General features: G+C 56.2%; 13 protein-coding genes. 8 read left to right on the top strand and 5 right to left on the bottom strand.

The window, feature by feature from the left end:
- Positions 1-139: 139 nt before the first annotated feature.
- Positions 140-922 carry a DUF2147 domain-containing protein gene (locus BLS30_RS10420; protein ID WP_090228664.1) on the top strand — a complete coding sequence of 261 codons (783 nt, stop codon included), beginning with the start codon at positions 140-142 and terminating at the stop codon, positions 920-922.
- Positions 923-1,165: 243 nt separating this feature from the next.
- Here the strand turns inward: BLS30_RS10420 and BLS30_RS10415 are convergent, their stop codons facing one another.
- Complete coding sequence (locus tag BLS30_RS10415) at positions 1,166-2,542, bottom strand: hypothetical protein (RefSeq protein WP_090228662.1); 1,377 nt, start codon at positions 2,540-2,542, stop codon at positions 1,166-1,168.
- Between the two features lie 125 nt (positions 2,543-2,667).
- On the opposite strand from BLS30_RS10415, the gene BLS30_RS10410 reads away from it, so the two are divergent.
- The 3 genes from BLS30_RS10410 to BLS30_RS10400 are packed head-to-tail and all read left to right on the top strand — an operon-like array spanning position 2,668 to position 4,914.
- Positions 2,668-3,336 (top strand): CoA pyrophosphatase, encoded by a 669-nt coding sequence (locus BLS30_RS10410; protein WP_090229371.1) that lies wholly within the window; start codon positions 2,668-2,670, stop codon positions 3,334-3,336.
- Positions 3,333-3,620 carry a DUF6111 family protein gene (locus tag BLS30_RS10405; RefSeq protein WP_046479250.1) on the top strand — a complete coding sequence of 96 codons (288 nt, stop codon included), beginning with the start codon at positions 3,333-3,335 and terminating at the stop codon, positions 3,618-3,620. The genes BLS30_RS10410 and BLS30_RS10405 overlap by 4 nt, the downstream gene beginning before the upstream one ends.
- 10 nt (positions 3,621-3,630) lie before the next feature.
- Entirely contained in the window at positions 3,631-4,914 is a 1,284-nt protein-coding gene (locus BLS30_RS10400) for a CCA tRNA nucleotidyltransferase (RefSeq protein ID WP_090229368.1), read from the top strand.
- A 76-nt stretch (positions 4,915-4,990) separates the two neighbouring features.
- Here the strand turns inward: BLS30_RS10400 and groL are convergent, their stop codons facing one another.
- The 3 genes from groL to BLS30_RS10385 all read right to left on the bottom strand — a co-directional run bounded on the left by groL (position 4,991) and on the right by BLS30_RS10385 (position 7,847).
- Positions 4,991-6,625, bottom strand: a complete 1,635-nt coding sequence (gene groL / locus BLS30_RS10395; RefSeq protein WP_046479251.1) for a chaperonin GroEL — start codon at positions 6,623-6,625, stop codon at positions 4,991-4,993.
- Between the two features lie 56 nt (positions 6,626-6,681).
- The gene (locus tag BLS30_RS10390) at positions 6,682-6,996 is read right to left on the bottom strand and encodes a co-chaperone GroES (protein ID WP_046480694.1); all 315 of its coding nucleotides are present in this window, start codon (positions 6,994-6,996) and stop codon (positions 6,682-6,684) included.
- 467 nt (positions 6,997-7,463) lie between these two features.
- Positions 7,464-7,847, bottom strand: a complete 384-nt coding sequence (locus tag BLS30_RS10385) for an H-NS histone family protein (RefSeq protein WP_244464948.1) — start codon at positions 7,845-7,847, stop codon at positions 7,464-7,466.
- 1,033 nt (positions 7,848-8,880) lie between these two features.
- On the opposite strand from BLS30_RS10385, the gene BLS30_RS10380 reads away from it, so the two are divergent.
- Complete coding sequence (locus BLS30_RS10380; protein WP_046479252.1) at positions 8,881-9,474, top strand: superoxide dismutase; 594 nt, start codon at positions 8,881-8,883, stop codon at positions 9,472-9,474.
- A gap of 379 nt (positions 9,475-9,853) precedes the next feature.
- Positions 9,854-11,089 carry a patatin-like phospholipase family protein gene (locus tag BLS30_RS10375; RefSeq protein WP_244512414.1) on the top strand — a complete coding sequence of 412 codons (1,236 nt, stop codon included), beginning with the start codon at positions 9,854-9,856 and terminating at the stop codon, positions 11,087-11,089.
- Positions 11,090-11,109: 20 nt separating this feature from the next.
- On the opposite strand, the gene BLS30_RS10370 is transcribed toward BLS30_RS10375, so the two are convergent.
- Positions 11,110-12,600 (bottom strand): helicase HerA-like domain-containing protein, encoded by a 1,491-nt coding sequence (locus BLS30_RS10370; RefSeq protein WP_046479253.1) that lies wholly within the window; start codon positions 12,598-12,600, stop codon positions 11,110-11,112.
- A 267-nt stretch (positions 12,601-12,867) separates the two neighbouring features.
- Between BLS30_RS10370 and BLS30_RS10365 the strand changes: the two genes are divergently transcribed.
- Together BLS30_RS10365 and scpA are read left to right on the top strand one after the other, a co-directional pair.
- Positions 12,868-14,835 carry a methylmalonyl-CoA mutase family protein gene (locus BLS30_RS10365; RefSeq protein WP_090228659.1) on the top strand — a complete coding sequence of 656 codons (1,968 nt, stop codon included), beginning with the start codon at positions 12,868-12,870 and terminating at the stop codon, positions 14,833-14,835.
- A gap of 118 nt (positions 14,836-14,953) precedes the next feature.
- Complete coding sequence (scpA, locus tag BLS30_RS10360; protein ID WP_090228656.1) at positions 14,954-17,116, top strand: methylmalonyl-CoA mutase; 2,163 nt, start codon at positions 14,954-14,956, stop codon at positions 17,114-17,116.
- Positions 17,117-17,644: the final 528 nt, after the last annotated feature.

The following is a 17,644-nucleotide window of genomic DNA, read 5'->3' as shown; positions in this document are numbered from 1 at the left end:
TGATGAAAGATGGCTTGAGGGAATGTATTGAAAGCAAACGCTTTTCGCGAGGCTCTTTCAATTCTCTCTGAGAACAGGCACGGGGGGACCCTGCCGAAGCTCACAACCCCAGGTTTGAAGTTCTAGTAAGGGGCTACTCGTGAAGTTTTCAGCGCAGAAACTGGCACTGGTAACACTATGTGCCGCAACTGGTGGTCTAGCCTCAGTTCCAGCTTACAGCGCCGGTGCACCGCTCGGCGTGTGGGTAGATGAAGAAGGTCGCGGTGCCGTCGAAGTACGCGAGTGCGGCGCGCGGCTTTGCGGCTATGTCGTCTGGGTTCGCGATCGCAAGGACCGTCACGGCTGCGGACGTCAGCTCATGGGCGACGTCGTTGAGGTTGCTTCCGGATGGGACAACGGCTGGATCGCCAGCCCCGACGACGGCACGAAGTACAGTGTCGCGCTAGAGCCGGTCAATCGTTCTACCATGAAGGTTATCGGCTATTCCGGTAGCAAGTTCTTCAGCAAAACGATGATTTGGCGTCGCGCACCAAATAATATCGAACGTTGCGACAAGCCCGCAGCCGAAGTCATCACGGCGAGCGCAACTCCGAAGGTGGCCCCGAAGAAAGAACCTGTCTGGACAGGGCCGCGTGACGCCCCAGCCCCTCAACGCAAGCCACTTGTTGTCGCTGCTATGAGCGAGCCCGCAATTGTCGCACCTGCACCCACGCTGGCACAGCGACCACGTCCGTTACCTCAAGCCATGGGGCTTGGAAGAGGAACGGACGACATCGTCGTGGTCAGGACACGGGTTGCCTCAGCAGCTGAGACCGGCACATCCCCCGACACGCGTGCAGACGCTGCATTGAATGACAATGACTGCGGCCTCCGTGCACCATTCTTCGCGTTGTTTGGCGCTTCCACCTGCGGCAAGAAATAACGCCATCGCGTGAGACGTTGAGGCTGGCACAATTTATTGCCGGCCTCTTTTCCCGTTGGGGCGCGCTTTGTTTATTAGCTCACGACCTTTTATTTCTACGCTCAAATCTATTTGGACGAAGCCACAATAGAACCCCATTACCGTCTGGCTTTGCGGCCGCTTATTTCCCCCAAAAATAAGGGGACCGCCAGAACGCGATCCCCTTAAACTGCGATGATCCAGCTTGTCGCCGTACCGCACCTTCTAGCGGCGTGCCTCGGCAGTCAGCATGTCAAAAACCTCAGCGAACTCGACAGCGCCCGAGTTTTTGACGTTGTGGTTCATGCGATCTTCCAAGGCTTTCAAAAGCTCAGCCGACGTTCTCCCACGCACGATCGAATTGCGCTCATAACCGCGGCGAGAAAAGAAATTGACCGTGGGCATACGCAGCCCCACAGAGGTCATCATCTCAACACCAGTGCCTGGACCAGCCAAGTTCATCAGCTCAAGTTCCGTCGGATCCAGATTGTAGCGATTCTTTCGTTCGGCAAATTCCTTGATACCTTTGAGTTTGATGACCTGCAGCCACGGTCCAATGTCCCCATCCAAATTGATGGGGTGAATACCCATTCCGTGCCCCGTTTTGGCGAACGCTTGGTGTCTCGACCAGACATGTGGGATGCTTTTCGCCTTTTTGAGCATCCTGCGTAATATGCTGGCCTTCTTTTGAAGATTTTGTCTTCGTTCAGCACTCACCTCGTGACTGCGGGACATCCGTTCCAAACGAGCGACGAAGTCAGCGCCATGCTTGACAAGCTCGTCTACCGAATTCGCACTGAGTAGCTGGGCATAGCCGAGGGCCGAAGAAATGGGGCGGCCTGTTTTTCTCAAAGGGTGGATCCCAGCTTGCATGTCGGCGGTACCGATGCCACCGGTCTCCAACGCGTAAACACGCACGACCTGATCCTTGGAAAGCCCTAACCGCAGGGCTTCTCGTGCGTAGCGTAGTTTGAATTCGCGTTCGGAAATGCGCTCGGGAACAAATCCATAGTGGCGTTTTGCTGCGGCCAAGTAGTCATTGATACCCGGCAATTCGTCACGCGGACGCTCTGGCTTTTTTTCGTCACCCGCCAGGAATTTCGCCCAGGCGGCCGCCAAACGTTTGCTGAGGTTGGGTCCTTCGAACTCAGGCGGATAACCAGTCACGTAATCCGACTTCCTGACGAGGTCGCCCCGGCGAATCTTTTTTCGGCGCGCACTGCGCTTAGATTCCACCTGGTCCCAAAAGGCATCTTTTTCCGCCTGATGAAACGTCCACGCCTTGTAGTACTCTTCAAATTGGCGGCGATCGTCCGCTGATAACTGTGTAGCAAATTCGGAGGCGCTCCCTCTCGCATGCGCCTCGGGAACCTGTACGCTTCCGGTCAACAGCAGCGCGCCCAGCAGCATCGAGGCTGCCATGCAGCGTTTTTTGACTATCATCGTGGATCCCATATCTTTTTTTAGAGTACTAAGTTTCACGCCACCCGTAGGCGAGCCACTTTCCCACACGATGCCCGCTTGCTCGTTAGCGTCGCTCACCGCTTTGCCTGTTGCATGTGCGTAAAATGGGGCAAAGTCCTTGCAAAGGTCCAGTTTCATTGCTTGTTCGGGGGGCGGCACGTAAGTTGGTCGCCTACGGAGCGATATCTACTCCCAAGGTCTTGCTGAGGAATTTAGAAAGGGTGGCTACCATCATCGAAAGTGGGCCGATCCTCGGAGAACGCATGAGCACCAGTACGGCGGATTCATTCACTGCTGCGGACAATTTTCGCCAACTCGCGGAGCGGGTGCTTTTTCGCGATCCCCCGTCAATCGATGAAGATTCGACCGCGAAGCCTGCCAGCTTGGGCGATTACGATCTCAATCCCGGTATCTTGCCGGACCCAGCGCAGATCCTTCCCCCCAAACCTGCTGCTGTTCTCATACCTATTCTCGCCACGACGCCTCTGAGTGTGTTGCTCACCGTACGGAGTGACCACCTGCCGAATCACGCCGGACAGATCTCTTTTCCAGGCGGCAAACTCGAAGAACGTGACGCCGGACCGGCCGCGGCGGCCATGCGGGAGGCTGATGAAGAAATCGGTCTCGATCCGCGCTTCATCGAGCCTGTGGGCTTTCTAGACTGGTATCGTACGGGGTCGGGATACGTTATCAGTCCGCTCGTCGCTCTGATCAAGCCCGGCTATACGCTCAAAGCTGATCCCGGCGAGGTGACGGACATTTTTGAAGTTCCACTGCCCTTTTTGCTGGATGTTGCCAATCACCAGCGCCACTCGAGAATATCCCGCGGCCGGCAGAAGCATTTTTATGCGATGACCTACGGCGAGCGATATATCTGGGGCGCCACCGCGGGCATTATCAAAAACTTGCATGAGAGGCTCACGGACTCATGATCCGCGTCGTTATCGAGAATATTCTGCTGCTTTTGCTGCCGACCCTCTTCTACGTGGCATATATCTTCCTAACGGTCGGCTCAAAGGGTGCAAAGCAGAAGATCAATGACGCGCCGTTCATGTGGCTCTTCGTGGCTGGCGTCGTTCTGGCTATCGCCGTTCTCGCAATATTCGGAAGCACTTCCGGCGGACGTCCGGGCGAAGCCTACCAACCTCCCGTTTTTGAAGGCGGTAAAATCGTTCCCGGCCATATCAAACGAGACGAACAGTCCTCAGGTGGATGAAGGCGCAAAAATGCAGGGTGATCGAGATCGGCCGAACTCCGAAGCTGGTCTGCCCAACCTTGCTGGCGCTGACTGGTTGAACTCGGCCGGAATTCAAGCAGTGTTCGACGCCCTTGAGAGAGGGGGATATTCGGCGCGCGCCGTTGGCGGCGTTGTGCGCAATGCCCTGTTAGGTGAACCAATCCATGACGTCGATATTGCTACGACGGCCGAACCCGACCACGTGATGCGGCTGGTCCAGGCTGCAGGTCTCAAAGGCATCGCGACGGGTGCAGCACACGGAACAATTACAGTTATCTCCAGCCACGTGCCCTTCGAAGTCACGACGCTCCGGCGTGATGTGGAAACATTCGGCCGTCACGCAACCGTCGCGTTCACAACCGAATGGGAGGAAGACGCCCGTAGACGCGACTTCACCCTCAACGCGCTCTACTGCGATCGTAAGGGACAAGTTTATGATCCTGTCGGCGGCTACGCAGACCTCCTCGCACGGCGCGTACGTTTCATTGGGGATCCCGTCGCGCGCATCCGAGAAGATTATTTGCGCATTCTGCGATTCTTCCGTTTTCAAGCGACGTACGGCATCGGCGATTGCGACGGCGAAGGGCTGGCAGCATGTATCGCCGAGCGAGATGGGCTGACGCGCTTATCGGGAGAACGCGTCCGCTCTGAGATTTTGCGTTTGCTGGTTGCTGTTGGCGTGTTGCCCGTTGTCGATGTCATTGTTCGCTCGGGAATCGGCGAAATCGTTTTCGGCCGAAAGGGCGACGTCGCTTCTCTCTCACATGTCGCCGAGATCGAACGCGCCTTAGAGCGAAGTCCCGATGCTATCCTGCGTTTGGCGGCGCTCGCCTGTTCCACATTGGACGAGGCCAATGCCTTGGCTGACCGCCTAAGGCTCTCCAATTTAGAGCGCGGCCAACTTGAAGCCGCTGTGCTGACAGATCCAGCCCTTGGGCCCGAAGCTAATCTTGCGCGTGCGAAGGCCTGCCGCTTCCGGCTCTCGCTCGATGCATTCCAACGAGCATACATTATGACATGGGCTCGATCCGCAGCCGGTGCGGCCGATGAAGCTTGGCACGTACGCTTCCATGAACTCTCGACGTGGAAGGTTCCGGAGGTGCCTTTCAAAGGTTCCGACGTTGTCGCGCTCGGCGTGCCCCCTGGACCCAACATCGGTATCATCCTGCAGCAATTTCAGGACTGGTGGATCGCCGCCGATTTTCCGGATGATGACGCGCAGCTTCATCATCACCTCGCAACAGTCGCAAGGCCCTACATTGCGAATGCCTGAGTCAACAGATTGAGAAACTTAAAACATAAGGGCCGGCTTAATGCCGGCCCTTCTCAAATAGTATGACGGAGACGGGTTAGAAGCCCATCCCGCCCATGCCGCCGGGCATTGGACCTGCTGCGGGCTCCTCCTTCGGATGTTCGGCGATCATCACCTCGGTGGTGACGAGGAGGCCTGCCACGGAGGCTGCATCCTGCAGGGCGCACCGGACAACCTTGGCCGGATCGACGACCCCCGTCTGAATGAGGTCTCCGTAGCCATGCAGTTGGGCGTTATAGCCAAAACTATAGGCGTCGTTTTCCAGGATCTTGCCGATGATAACGGATCCATCTTCACCGGCATTGGTGAAGATCTGTCGCGCGGGCGCCTGCAGAGCCTTGCGAACGATATTCATACCGGTCTTTTGATCCTCGTTTTCAGGCGTCAACCGGTCAAGCACGGTAGCAGCGCGCAAGAGTGCAACGCCGCCGCCAGGGACAAGACCTTCCTCAACGGCCGCACGTGTGGCGTGTAATGCGTCGTCGACGCGGTCCTTGCGCTCTCTAACTTCCATCTCGGTAGCGCCACCGACCTTGATCACCGCGACACCGCCCGAGAGCTTGGCTAACCGCTCCTGCAGTTTCTCGCGATCATAGTCGGACGTCGTTTCCTCGATCTGGGCTTTGATCTGACGGCACCGGGCTTCGAGGTCGGCCGCGCTGCCACCACCGTCCACGATCGTCGTGCTGTCCTTGTCGACCGTGACGCGTTTGGCGGTTCCCAACATGTCGAGCGTCACGTTTTCGAGCTTGATGCCGACATCCTCGGAGATGACGGTGCCACCCGTCAAAACGGCGATATCGGCTAGCATCGCTTTGCGGCGGTCGCCAAAGCCCGGAGCCTTGACGGCGGCAACCTTCAGGCCACCGCGTAGCTTGTTGACGACCAGTGTCGCCAAGCCTTCGCCCTCAACGTCTTCAGCGATGATCAGAAGCGGCCTGGCGGATTGCGCAACAGCTTCGAGGACAGGCAGCATTGCCTGAAGACCTGAGAGCTTTGCTTCGTGGATGAGGATCAATGGATTCTCAAACTCGACGATCATCTTTTCCGCATTGGTGATGAAATAGGGGGAGAGATACCCGCGGTCGAATTGCATCCCCTCGACGATATCCAACTCGGTTTCGAGACTTTTCGCCTCTTCGACGGTTATCACGCCTTCATTGCCGACTTTCTTCATTGCTTCGGCGATAATACGGCCCACTTCTGAATCGCCATTCGCCGAAATCGTGCCGACCTGGGCAATCTCTTCGTTCAGCGTGACTTGCTTGGCCTTCTGCGCAAGTTCCGCAACAACGGCTGCTACCGCGGCATCAATGCCGCGCTTGATGTCCATGGGATTTGCGCCGGCCGTAACCGACTTTACACCCTCCCGGACAATTGCCTGGGCCAGAACGGTCGCAGTGGTCGTCCCATCACCGGCGAGATCTGCCGTCTTTGAAGCGACTTCGCGCAACATTTGCGCGCCCATGTTCTCAAACTTGTCTTCAAGTTCGATTTCTTTGGCGACCGTTACGCCATCCTTACTGATACGCGGCGCACCAAATGACTTTTCCATTACGACGTTCCGTCCTTTCGGACCGAGCGTCACCTTCACCGCATTTGCCAGGATATCGACGCCGCGGAGCATCTTTTCGCGCGCGTCCTGCGAAAACTTTACGTCTTTCGCTGCCATTTTGAACCACTCCTAAAATTGTCGCGAGTGTAAAATGATGGATGCTTGGAGATCGATCAGGCGGCCTGCTTTGCCGCTGCCGGCCCCTCGAGCACGCCAAGAATGTCATTTTCTTTCATGATCAGAAGCTCCTCGCCTCCGATCTTGACCTCAGTGCCAGACCATTTGCCGAACAGAATGCGATCTCCGACCTTGACGTCGAGCGAAACTACTTTGTTGTCGTCACCGCGCGATCCGGGGCCGACAGCAACAATCTCGCCGTGCTGTGGTTTTTCTTTCGCTGTGTCGGGAATGATAATCCCGCCGGAGGTTCTGGCTTCTTCGTCAATTCGACGAACCAGGACCCGATCATGAAGAGGACGAAACTTCATGGCGATAACCTCATTGTACGGTTCAATGTTTGCGTATTGATCGCGGCCTTTGAAATCAGGCTCGATCACGACGCTTCGTGAACCGTCAATGCCACGCAATACGAAATTGAGGTTCTCACGCGCCGCGCCAGCGATATGGCGAGCTGGATTAGCACTGTCAAGGGGAGAGTGCTAAGGCAAATTCAACCGCCTACAACGTCTTCAGGCCTGCCGTCTGGGATCCTACGGTTCCGAAGCCGCCGCGTTCTGAAACTGACTTTTCCTGTGGGGCGACCACTGCTCACGCCACACTGTTGGCGTGGCTCTCGGCCTGTTTTAGCGTTGGCGGGCACCTGCACCGGGAGGCCGGCATTTATCAAAAGGTCGTTACGTCAAAAAACAATGCCGGCCGCTTGTCGCGGCCGGCATTGTTGAAATGAACATATTAGATTCGAATAGAACCCATCATTTAGAACCCATCATTCCTCTCAAAGCGCGAAATCTTCGAGCTTTGAACCCTTATTCAGCTTCGCGACGAGCCAATTTGGCTTACGGCCGCGCCCCGTCCAAGTTTCCGAACGATTATCGGGATTGACGTATTTGGCTGCCGAGATCGACGCTTTTCCTTTGCCACGCCCTTTGCCACCGACGAGCTCGTTGATAGAAAAACCAGCGTCTTGTGCCAGCTCTTCCATCTTGGCTAGGATTTCCTGACGCTCGCGTTGACGCGCGGCCAAAATCGCTTGTTCCACATCACTCTGAAGCGCGATGAGTTCCTTCAGAGACATTTTAGCCAGATTGACGTTGGCCATCTTAGGTGCTTTCCCCTTCTTGGTCACTGCGCGCTGTCTCGCCATATCGATCAAACCCACATCTGTGTTCCAGTTTCCATTCTAGGTCTTGCGCCAGCTGCGTGAATTAACCATTAACAATAGCGCAGATTCTATTGTGTTTTTGATCTCACCTGGAATTAGAAATTCTCTTCTTAATGAATTTCTTCAATCAAGGTCTGGCAAATAGCGAGTTATCGTATGCCAGAGCAGCCGTCAACTCGAAACTATAAGTGCTCACCACTACTCGCAACTTGTTTATTTCATTTTTTGAGTTTGGCTATTTGCTACTTCATCTCAATCCAACAATATTCTTTATGTTCTCAAGTCCGGGTTCGAAGAGTTTTCAGAGGGCGGAGATCACGGCGCCCCATCAGGCGCGAACACCAGTCGATGAATGGTAGATGAACAAGTCAAACAGGGAGCGTTCAGAGAGCGACACCTATGTTGGCCAAACCCTGAAGCCCATCTTCCCCGGCGTGATCAGGGGGTGCAGTGCTCAGGGTCGCTGCATCCCCACCTCTTCTTCTCTCTGATCTTAAAATTCCAGCTCAGTTCAAGCGCCTATTCGTAACGCCTAAATTTCTCAATTACAGGCATTGCGACAACCGGACGCGGAATATGCGGTCTTTTGCTCTCTCATGTCACGTCGTCAATTTCAATCATTCTAAACTTTAAGCTCGACTGTTGGCCCGCATTTACGAAGGCCAACTGCAATATCCCGCACTTCTCGTTTGTCAGTCTTCGCGTTATAGGCGCTTTCTATCCTAGACCCTAAAATCTCATAATGACTTCACGTTGCAGACCGGCAGCTGTAGCGACGCCAAAATCTCGCTGAACGGATTCCCCGGCCGACAATCTCTTGCTGATGCTGTCTGGTGCACAAGCACACGTGCGTCATACAGGACTAAAGTCAGACTTCCGGCTTTTTCATTTGTACGTATTTCGAGAATTTGCGGTTGCTGCAGCTCGGAACTTGGCGCAGCACGGCGCGTTGCACCCGCGCGTCCAAAGATATACGGTCTGCGCGCAAATCACCTATCGGAATGACCGACCAAGCCCCGGAGGCCTACTAATGTCGTTTTCCTTGCCCGCTCTGCCTTACGCGTACGATGCGCTTCAGCCATACATGTCGGCAGAAACCCTTCAGTTCCATCATGACAAGCACCACCAAGCCTACGTCGACAAGGGGAATGAGATCGCCGGCAAGGGTTCAAAGTACGACGGCATGAGCGTCGAAGATATCTGCCGCAAAGCCTTCGCTGATGGCGACCAAGCGGTCGTTAACCAAATCGGCCAGCACTATAATCACATTCATTTCTGGCAATGGATGAAGCCCAACGGCGGCGGCAGCAAATTGCCGGGCAAACTGCAAAGCCTCGTCGACGAATTCGGCGGCCTTGAAAAGGTACGTCACGAGTTCATTGAGGCCGGTAAAGGTCAATTTGGGTCGGGCTGGTGCTGGTTGGCTCTAAAAGACGGAAAGCTCATCGTCAGCAAGACGCCGAATGGCGAAAACCCGCTGATGCATGGCGCCCAGCCCCTGTTGGGCTGCGATGTCTGGGAACACAGCTACTACATCGACTATCGCAACGCGCGTCCGAAGTACCTTGAGGCTTTCTTCGACAATCTCGTCAATTGGGAGCACGTCGAATCCCTCATGGGGTGACGCATAGATTTTTCGGCCCTGGATAAGGCTGACTGACACTCATTTGATGGCGTGGGTTTTTCTCTCTCGAGAGAGATCCACGCCATTTCAGTTTCGGCACGGCAGAGGCGTTGGATATACCGTTTAGTTGTAGGAAGGCTGCGAAGTTCTGCCCAATATTTGAGCGCCAAAGATCTTTAGCATCGAATTTCTGACAGATGATGCTGCCAAACTCTCGACGGAAGCTTGGCTTTAAGCCATAGATCATTGGCTTACGAAGCAAAAAGAACAAAACGGCTGCGTTGAGTTCTTGAGGGGCTTGGAAGCTGGCTGCGCTCGGCACGAGGTTGTGAAACGAGTTCAGTTTGTAACGGGGATTGCATGTCTTGGGGGCGTGCTCTTGCCAGATCGATTGTATGTCGTGCCGCTTTGGCGAGCTATCGGCGTCGCGCTGCTGATGATGGCAATCGCGGCCGCCGCGGGCGGCTGCGCTACGCTTGATTTGCGCGATGGCATCGATGATGCGCGCTTAGCCCGGCAAGCTGTCGTAGCCGGACTGCCAGGCGTCCGCTTCTGGGGTGATGAAGTTCCCGCGGATATCGGTGCGGAAGTCAAACGGCGCCTGCCCAATATGCCCGGTTTTTCGCTCGCATCAGCGAAGCTGAAGGAACGTCCTGTCGTCGATATCCTCGCATTGTCGGGTGGTGGCGGTGACGGAGCATTCGGCGCTGGCCTGCTTGCCGGCTGGACAGCGCGAGGGGATCGCCCGGAATTTGAAGTCGTCACGGGTATAAGCGCCGGTGCGATCATTGCACCGTTCGCCTTTCTGGGCCCGCAATACGACAAAGACCTCGAAGAGATCTGGACCGGCTACAAGACCTCGCAGATCGCGACCGCGCAGATTCTGCCAGGCCTTCTTGGCGGCCCGGCGCTTGCAGATACCGCGCCGCTCAAGGCACTCATTGCACGCTACGTCGACCATCGGATGATGCGAGAAATCGCGCACGAATATCAGCGCAGGGGGCGTATCCTGCTCGTGGGCACGACGAACCTCGACGCCCAGCGCCCGGTGGTTTGGAACATGGGTGAAATTGCCGCCAGCAAGCACCCAAACGCCCTGCATCTTTTCAGAGACGTCATTCTCGCCTCAGCCGCCATTCCCGGGGCATTTCCGCCGGTCGATATCAAAGTGCAGGTCGACGGCAAAATCTATTCGGAGATGCATGTTGATGGCGGTACGACGCAGGAGATTTTCGTCTCACCGGTTAAAGTGCCTTTCCGAGCCTTTGACAGACTTTACAAGAAGCCTCCCGTGCGCCGCATCTACATCGTCAACAATGCCAAAATCGACCCCGAACAGAAGGTGATCCGCTCGCAAACGATACCGATTGCTTCTCGGGCAATCTCGACTCTTATCAAGAGCCAAAGCCAAGGCGAGATCTACCGCATCTACCGCATGGCTAAGGACGCTGGCGCCGATTTCAATTTCATTGCGGTACCCCGCGAGTTCGAGGTGCAGTCCGAGCAGTTCTTCGACCCGGTCTATCAGCGCGCATTATTTGACGAAGGCTACAAGGTCGGCAAAGCCGGAAACCGGTGGCTTAAACAGCCACCGGATACAATTGCGCAGAATTAAGAACTTTATTCTCGATCGGGTCAGCGCCCTCGCATGATCGAGCGCACCAGCGTATTTACGAGCCGACGCATGATCGACTTGCTTGCATAGCTGACGGCTTGTTCACCAAGCGACTTACCACCGCGTGGGCCGCGACCGAAAATGACGTTCCCCAGCCAGCTGCCTGTGCCTCCGGAGTTCGCCTGTTTTTGCAGTTCAGCCTCCTTGGCCGCGAGCTCTTCAGCACGCTTCGCCAAGATCTCATGGGCGCTTTCGCGATCAACCGCCTCATCATATTTGCCGTCGACGGGACTACGCTTCATGAGCGTTGCGCGTTCCTCGTCTGTGAGTGGGCCAATCTGACCTTCCGGCGGACGGATCAATGTCCGCTGCACCATTGACGGTTCGCCCTTATTTTCAAGCATCGAAACGAGCGCTTCACCGATGCCGAGATCAAGGATCGTGCGCTCGGTATCGATGTCCGGGTTTGGCCTGAAGGTTTCTGCCGCTGTCTTGACTGCCCGCTGTTCCTTAGGAGTGAACGCGCGCAACTGATGCTGAATGCGGTTGCCGAGCTGCGAAGAAACGCTGTCAGGGACGTCGAGCGGGTTTTGCGTAATGAAGTAAACGCCGACGCCCTTCGAACGAATGAGACGCGCGACTTGCTCAATGCGCTGGAGAAGGGGTTTTGGAGCTTCATCAAACAGCAGATGCGCTTCGTCGAAAAAGAAAACCAGCTTGGGCTTCGGCTGATCGCCAACTTCCGGCAGCGTCTGCCAGAGTTTCGTCAGCATCCACAGCAGGAACGTGCCGTAAAGCCGGGGCTTTTGCATGAGCTGATCTGCAGCCAGCAAATTCACTATACCGCGACCATCCATGCTGACGCGCATGAAGTCGTTTATATCGAGCGCCGGTTCGCCGAAAAATTGGTCGGCCCCTTGCTCCTCCAAAACCAGCAGACGCCTCTGGATCGCACCGATCGATGCGGTCGCAACGTTCCCGTACTTCATCGAGAGCTCTTTGCCGCGCTCGCCGATGTTGTGTATCTGCGCGCGCAAATCTTTCAGATCGAGCAGAGGAAGTTTCTCTTCTTCAGCGACACGGAACGCGACATTGAGGACGCCTTCCTGGACTTCATTGAGTTCCAGCATGCGCGAGAGAAGCAGCGGCCCCATGTCTAGGATGGTCGTGCGGATCGGATGACCCGATTTGCCGAAGACATCCCAAAAAACGGTGGGATAGGCTTGATTCTGGTATTCCGTCAGGCCGATCTTTTCATTGCGTTTGACAATGAAATCCTTCGGCTCACCGGCTTTTGCTATGCCAGATAAGTCGCCCTTGATATCGGCAGCGAAAACAGGGACACCATTCTTGGAGAAGCCTTCGGCCAACACCTGCAAGGTCACCGTTTTACCGGTACCCGTCGCTCCAGTAATCAAGCCGTGGCGGTTCGCCAATTTGAGATCGAGATACTCAGGCTTAACGCTGGTTCCGAGATAGATCTTGCCATCCTGGAGAACCGATTGGCTCATTGTTCATGACCTCGCGGGATTAGTGACGGTATCGAAGCGACTCAGCTTACGGACAGATCTGACCTCTATGCACGTACATCCGCGCTTTGCAAACCCAGTTGCATGACCGACTAACATCTTTGCAAGATATCTATTTGTGTGACACCACAATGACTATGCTGTGCTGCACAAAAGTGGTTGGAGCGACCAAACACCCAATTCCGCTTCGCTGCTTTTTCGTGCGAATTGAGATCTGCACTAAATCACTGGAATGGAGAGACACGCCCAATGACAACTGAAGCTCGCCCCCTCGCGGCCGACTTCGAGCCGGGAACACACGATGCCTGGGTCAAGCTGGTGGAAAAGGCGCTCAAGGGCGGCGACTTCGAAAAGCGTATGGTATCGCATTCCGCCGACGGTCTCCGCATTTTGCCGCTTTACGGGCGCGCCGGTGACAAGCCACGGGTCACGCGAACCGAGACGGAACGGCCATGGCGGATCTGCCAGCGTGTCGATCATCCTGATGCGCACGTGGCCTCGCAACTGATCCTCGATGACCTCCAGGGTGGAAGTGACGCGATCGCTATCGTGCCGCACGGCAGCCGCGCGGCACGCGGGTTCGGGCTGACAGCACAAACCGTCAGTGATCTTGATGCTGCTCTTGCCGGCGTGGCGCTAGACATGATCACGGTTCGGCTTGAACCTGCGCATGGCGGCCGAGCGAATGCCGCAATGCTGGCGGCCTTGATTACACAGCGCGGACACACGCCATCAGAATGTGCGGTCGACTTCGGACTAGATCCGATCGGCACCATGACCGCGACGGGAGTAATGTCGGCGCCTTGGGCGGCCATTTCCAAGCGTCTAGGCGATGCCGTAGTGGCACTCAAAGCGCAGGGCTTCACCGGTCCATTCCTCACATGTGACGTACGCGGGTACCATGAGGCCGGCGCCTCCGAAGTCCAGGAGTTGGCCATCGCGCTCGCTACGGGTGTTGCCTATCTTCGTGCGCTTAGCGATACGGGCCTGGATATTGATGATGCGGCACGTGCCTTATCGTGGACGATCGCTGTTGATGCCGACCAGTTCCTAGGAATTGCGAAACTTAGAGCGTTGCGACGTCTCTGGGCGCGTGTCGAGGAGGCTTCCGGCCTCACTCCGCGTCCGATTAAAATCCACGCAGAAAGCGCTTGGCGCATGCTGACCCAGCGCGATCCCTGGGTGAATATGCTGCGTGGAACCATGGCTACGTTCACGGCCGGCATTGCAGGCGCGGACACCATCACCGTGCTTCCCCACACGGCTGCTCTCGGATTGCCGGATGGCTTCGCACGGCGCATCGCGCGCAACACTCATCTTATTTTGCAGGAAGAGTCGAATATCTGGCGCGTCGCCGACCCCGCCGCCGGATCAGGAGCCTATGAAGGTTTGACGGACGAGTTGGCTCAGGCCGCATGGACGCTCTTCCAGGAGATTGAAGCTGAAGGCGGTATCGTCGAGAGCCTCGTTGCGGGCAAAATCCACGATCGCATCGCTCAGGTTCGCGAGAAGCGCGCAAGCGATATCGCGACGCGTCGTGCCGCGGTCACGGGAACGAGCGAGTTTCCTTTGCTCAACGAAGCTCCAGTGAAACTTCTCGATGTCGAACCTCGAGCAACCACACCGCCAACGGCTCTGCGTGAAGGCGATAGCGAGCTGACATTCGCGGAACTCATCTCAACCTTCAAGGAGCACGCGACGCGCAGCAAAGTGGTGCAAGCAGAAGTCGGCGCAACAACAGCAACCCCGTTACCCTGCGTTCGGCTCAGCGAGCCTTTCGAGGCATTACGCGATGCCTCCGATCGTTATCTCTCGGAGAAGGGACAGCGCCCACAAATCTTCGTAGCTGCTCTTGGTGCGATAGCGGAACACACGGCACGCTCATCCTGGATCCGAAATCTGATGGGCTCGGGCGGCATCGAAGCATTGATCTCCGATGGATATGCCAATGCCAATGAAGCGGCGGAAGCATTTGCGGCAAGTGGGGCTCGCTTGGCCTGCATTTCATCTAGCGATGCGAAATACGCTGATATGGGTGAAGCCGTCGCAAAAGCGTTGAAAGCGCAAGGTGCCAGCCATGTATACATGGCGGGGCGTCCGGGCGAACAGTCCGCTGCACTCAAAGCCGCCGGGGTCGATGCCTTTATTTATGCCGGCCAAGACGTCCTTAGCCTATTACGCAAGTTGCACGATCATCTCGGCATCCCTACCCAATAGGGTGTTCTCCGTTTGCGCAAACGCGTGTCAAATAGCTTTGCCAGCGGTACACTGTGAATTGTGCTAATTAATAACGAAGGCGACAGCCGTAGCGCTCGACCTCTCAAGGCCAAATAAAATGACGCGAATTCCTGATTTTACGAAGATCGATCTTGGTGCCGCTCAGGCTGCCGATGCCGCCGCAGGCGGCCCCGTCTGGCAGACGCCCGAGGGAATTCCCGTCAAGCCTGGCTTTTCCAACGCCGATATCGACGGGTTGGACTTTGTCGACAACGCTTATCCTGGGATCGCGCCATTTTTGCGCGGCCCCTATCCGGCGATGTACGTGACGCAGCCGTGGACTGTTCGCCAATACGCGGGCTTTTCGACAGCTGAGGATTCCAACGCATTTTATCGGCGCAATATTGCAGCCGGGCAGAAGGGCCTTTCGGTCGCTTTCGATCTGGCGACGCACCGCGGTTACGATTCCGACCATCCGCGGGTGCGTGGTGACGTCGGCATGGCAGGCGTTGCGATCGACTCCATCTACGACATGCGCACGCTGTTCTCGGGCATCGACCTGTCGCAGATGTCGGTCTCCATGACCATGAATGGCGCGGTCCTACCCGTTCTGGCTCTCTTTATTGCTGCGGGCGAGGAACAAGGCGTTTCCCCGGACAAGCTTTCGGGAACGATCCAGAACGACATTCTCAAAGAATTCATGGTGCGGAACACTTACATCTACCCTCCCGCACCTTCGATGCGCATCGTCTCCGACATATTCGCTTACACCAGCAAGAAGATGCCGAAGTTCAATTCCATTTCGATCTCCGGCTATCACATGCAGGAAGCTGGAGCGACGGCAGATCTGGAGCTGGCCTACACGCTTGCTGACGGCATCGAGTATGCGCGCGCAGGCGTGGCGGCGGGTCTCGACATCGATGCGTTCGCGCCACGGCTGTCGTTCTTCTGGGCGATCGGCATGAACTTCTTCATGGAAATCGCCAAGATGCGCGCCGCCCGTTTGTTGTGGGCCGGCTTGGTCAAATCCGAGTTTGCGCCGAAGAATGAGCGCTCGCTTTCGTTGCGTACCCACTCACAAACCAGCGGATGGAGCCTTACGGCGCAGGACGTTTTCAACAACGTCGTACGGACAGCCGTAGAAGCCATGGCGGCGACGCAAGGGCACACGCAATCTCTGCATACCAACGCCTTCGACGAAGCGATCGCGCTGCCGACCGATTTCTCAGCCCGCATCGCGCGCAATACGCAGCTATTCCTGCAACAAGAGTCGGGTACAAGCCGGATCGCCGATCCGTGGGGCGGCAGCTATTACATTGAGCGGCTGACTTACGATCTGGCGCAACGCGCACTGAAGCACATCGACGAGGTCGAGAGCCTCGGAGGTATGGCGAAAGCCATTGCCGCCGGTATTCCCAAAATGCGCATCGAGGAAGCCGCGGCACGAACGCAGGCACGCATCGACTCTGGTCAGCAGACCATTGTTGGCGTCAACAAATACACGGTAGAAACAGACGCTGAGTTTGAAGTCCTAAAAGTCGACAACAAGGCGGTCCGTGAGCAGCAGATCGCCAAACTTGAGCGGTTGCGGGCCGAGCGAAGCGACGCAGAAGTCGCCGCGGCCCTTGAGGCCCTGACGTCCGGCGCTGCCGGCAACGCCAATCTGTTGGAACTCGCCGTAAACGCAGCCCGCGCAAAAGCGACCGTCGGCGAAATTTCGGACGCAATGGAAAAGGTGTTCACGCGACACCGGGCGGAGATCCGCGCAATTTCCGGCGTCTACGGCAAAGAGGCAAAATCGATGAACAAAGATGTTGGCCGTGTGCTGGCATTGGTTGAAGATTTCGAAAAGCACGATGGCCGCCGGCCACGTATTCTCATCGCCAAGATGGGCCAGGACGGACATGATCGCGGCCAGAAGGTGATTGCCTCTGCATTCGCGGATCTCGGTTTTGACGTCGATATCGGACCTCTTTTCGCCACCCCTGATGAAGCAGCGCGACAAGCCGTCGAAAACGACGTCCACATCATCGGTGTCTCTTCACTCGCCGCTGGCCATCTGACATTGGTACCGGAACTGCGTACAGCGCTAGAAAAGGAAGGACGCGGCGACATCATGATCGTCGTGGGCGGTGTCATTCCACCAGCGGACTACGATGAATTGTTCTCTTCTGGCGCCAAGGCTGTGTTCGGTCCAGGCACGAACATTCCGCAAGCGGCTGCGGGGCTCATTGCAAAGCTCAGTCAAAGCCTGGGTTATGCAAAGGAAGCGGCTGAGTAGTCGGCAACAGTGGGGCGTGCGGGCACTACGTCAGTCTGCTTTTTGATACTGGCGTGGTTGGCTGTCACGGCATCTCCAGGTGGGATACTCGTGTGGCACTCCTGGCCACGGCCTGCGCCCAATCACAATAAGCCGGTGCTCTACTGCACCTATTTTTCTGGGACCGGCTTTTTTGAGCGCGCCTTCCTGCACAATCGGTCTGACCAAGTCGGATATCGCATATGTCCGCTGTGGTCCCGGCCGATAGCTATTCCGATCCAATGAGGGAGGTCGTCGTTCAATTCTAATGCAAAAACGAGCTCCAGCGTTTCTGAGCATTTATTATGTCTTGCATATAGAATTTCAGCCGCCGCCTCAGCTTTATGTGTTCAAATTGTTGCAGCGATAAGCTCCCATTTTCGGAACTCCCTTGTCTGGCGCTTAATTGTGCGGCTCGCGTCCTTCCGCATATCTACATGATATTTCTACTCTTTCCCTGTTGCGTCTCCATGATCGTCGCTTGCTATTATCGACCGCATTAGCACAACC

This window comes from Filomicrobium insigne, assembly GCF_900104305.1.
Taxonomy (GTDB): domain Bacteria; phylum Pseudomonadota; class Alphaproteobacteria; order Rhizobiales; family Hyphomicrobiaceae; genus Filomicrobium; species Filomicrobium insigne.
Note: the sequence above shows the minus strand (reverse complement) of the source record. Positions and strands in the feature narration are given on the sequence as shown.

Excerpts from the sequence above, each read along its gene's own strand:
- scpA (WP_090228656.1), top strand. The coding sequence starts at position 14,954 with ATGACGCGAATTCCTGATTTTACGAAGATCGATCTTGGTGCCGCTCAG.
- BLS30_RS10365 (WP_090228659.1), top strand. The coding sequence starts at position 12,868 with ATGACAACTGAAGCTCGCCCCCTCGCGGCCGACTTCGAGCCGGGAACA.
- BLS30_RS10380 (WP_046479252.1), top strand. The coding sequence starts at position 8,881 with ATGTCGTTTTCCTTGCCCGCTCTGCCTTACGCGTACGATGCGCTTCAG.
- BLS30_RS10410 (WP_090229371.1), top strand. The coding sequence starts at position 2,668 with ATGAGCACCAGTACGGCGGATTCATTCACTGCTGCGGACAATTTTCGC.
- BLS30_RS10400 (WP_090229368.1), top strand. The coding sequence starts at position 3,631 with ATGCAGGGTGATCGAGATCGGCCGAACTCCGAAGCTGGTCTGCCCAAC.
- BLS30_RS10390 (WP_046480694.1), bottom strand. The coding sequence starts at position 6,996 with ATGAAGTTTCGTCCTCTTCATGATCGGGTCCTGGTTCGTCGAATTGAC.
- BLS30_RS10415 (WP_090228662.1), bottom strand. The coding sequence starts at position 2,542 with ATGAAACTGGACCTTTGCAAGGACTTTGCCCCATTTTACGCACATGCA.
- BLS30_RS10370 (WP_046479253.1), bottom strand. The coding sequence starts at position 12,600 with ATGAGCCAATCGGTTCTCCAGGATGGCAAGATCTATCTCGGAACCAGC.
- groL (WP_046479251.1), bottom strand. The coding sequence starts at position 6,625 with ATGGCAGCGAAAGACGTAAAGTTTTCGCAGGACGCGCGCGAAAAGATG.
- BLS30_RS10405 (WP_046479250.1), top strand. The coding sequence starts at position 3,333 with ATGATCCGCGTCGTTATCGAGAATATTCTGCTGCTTTTGCTGCCGACC.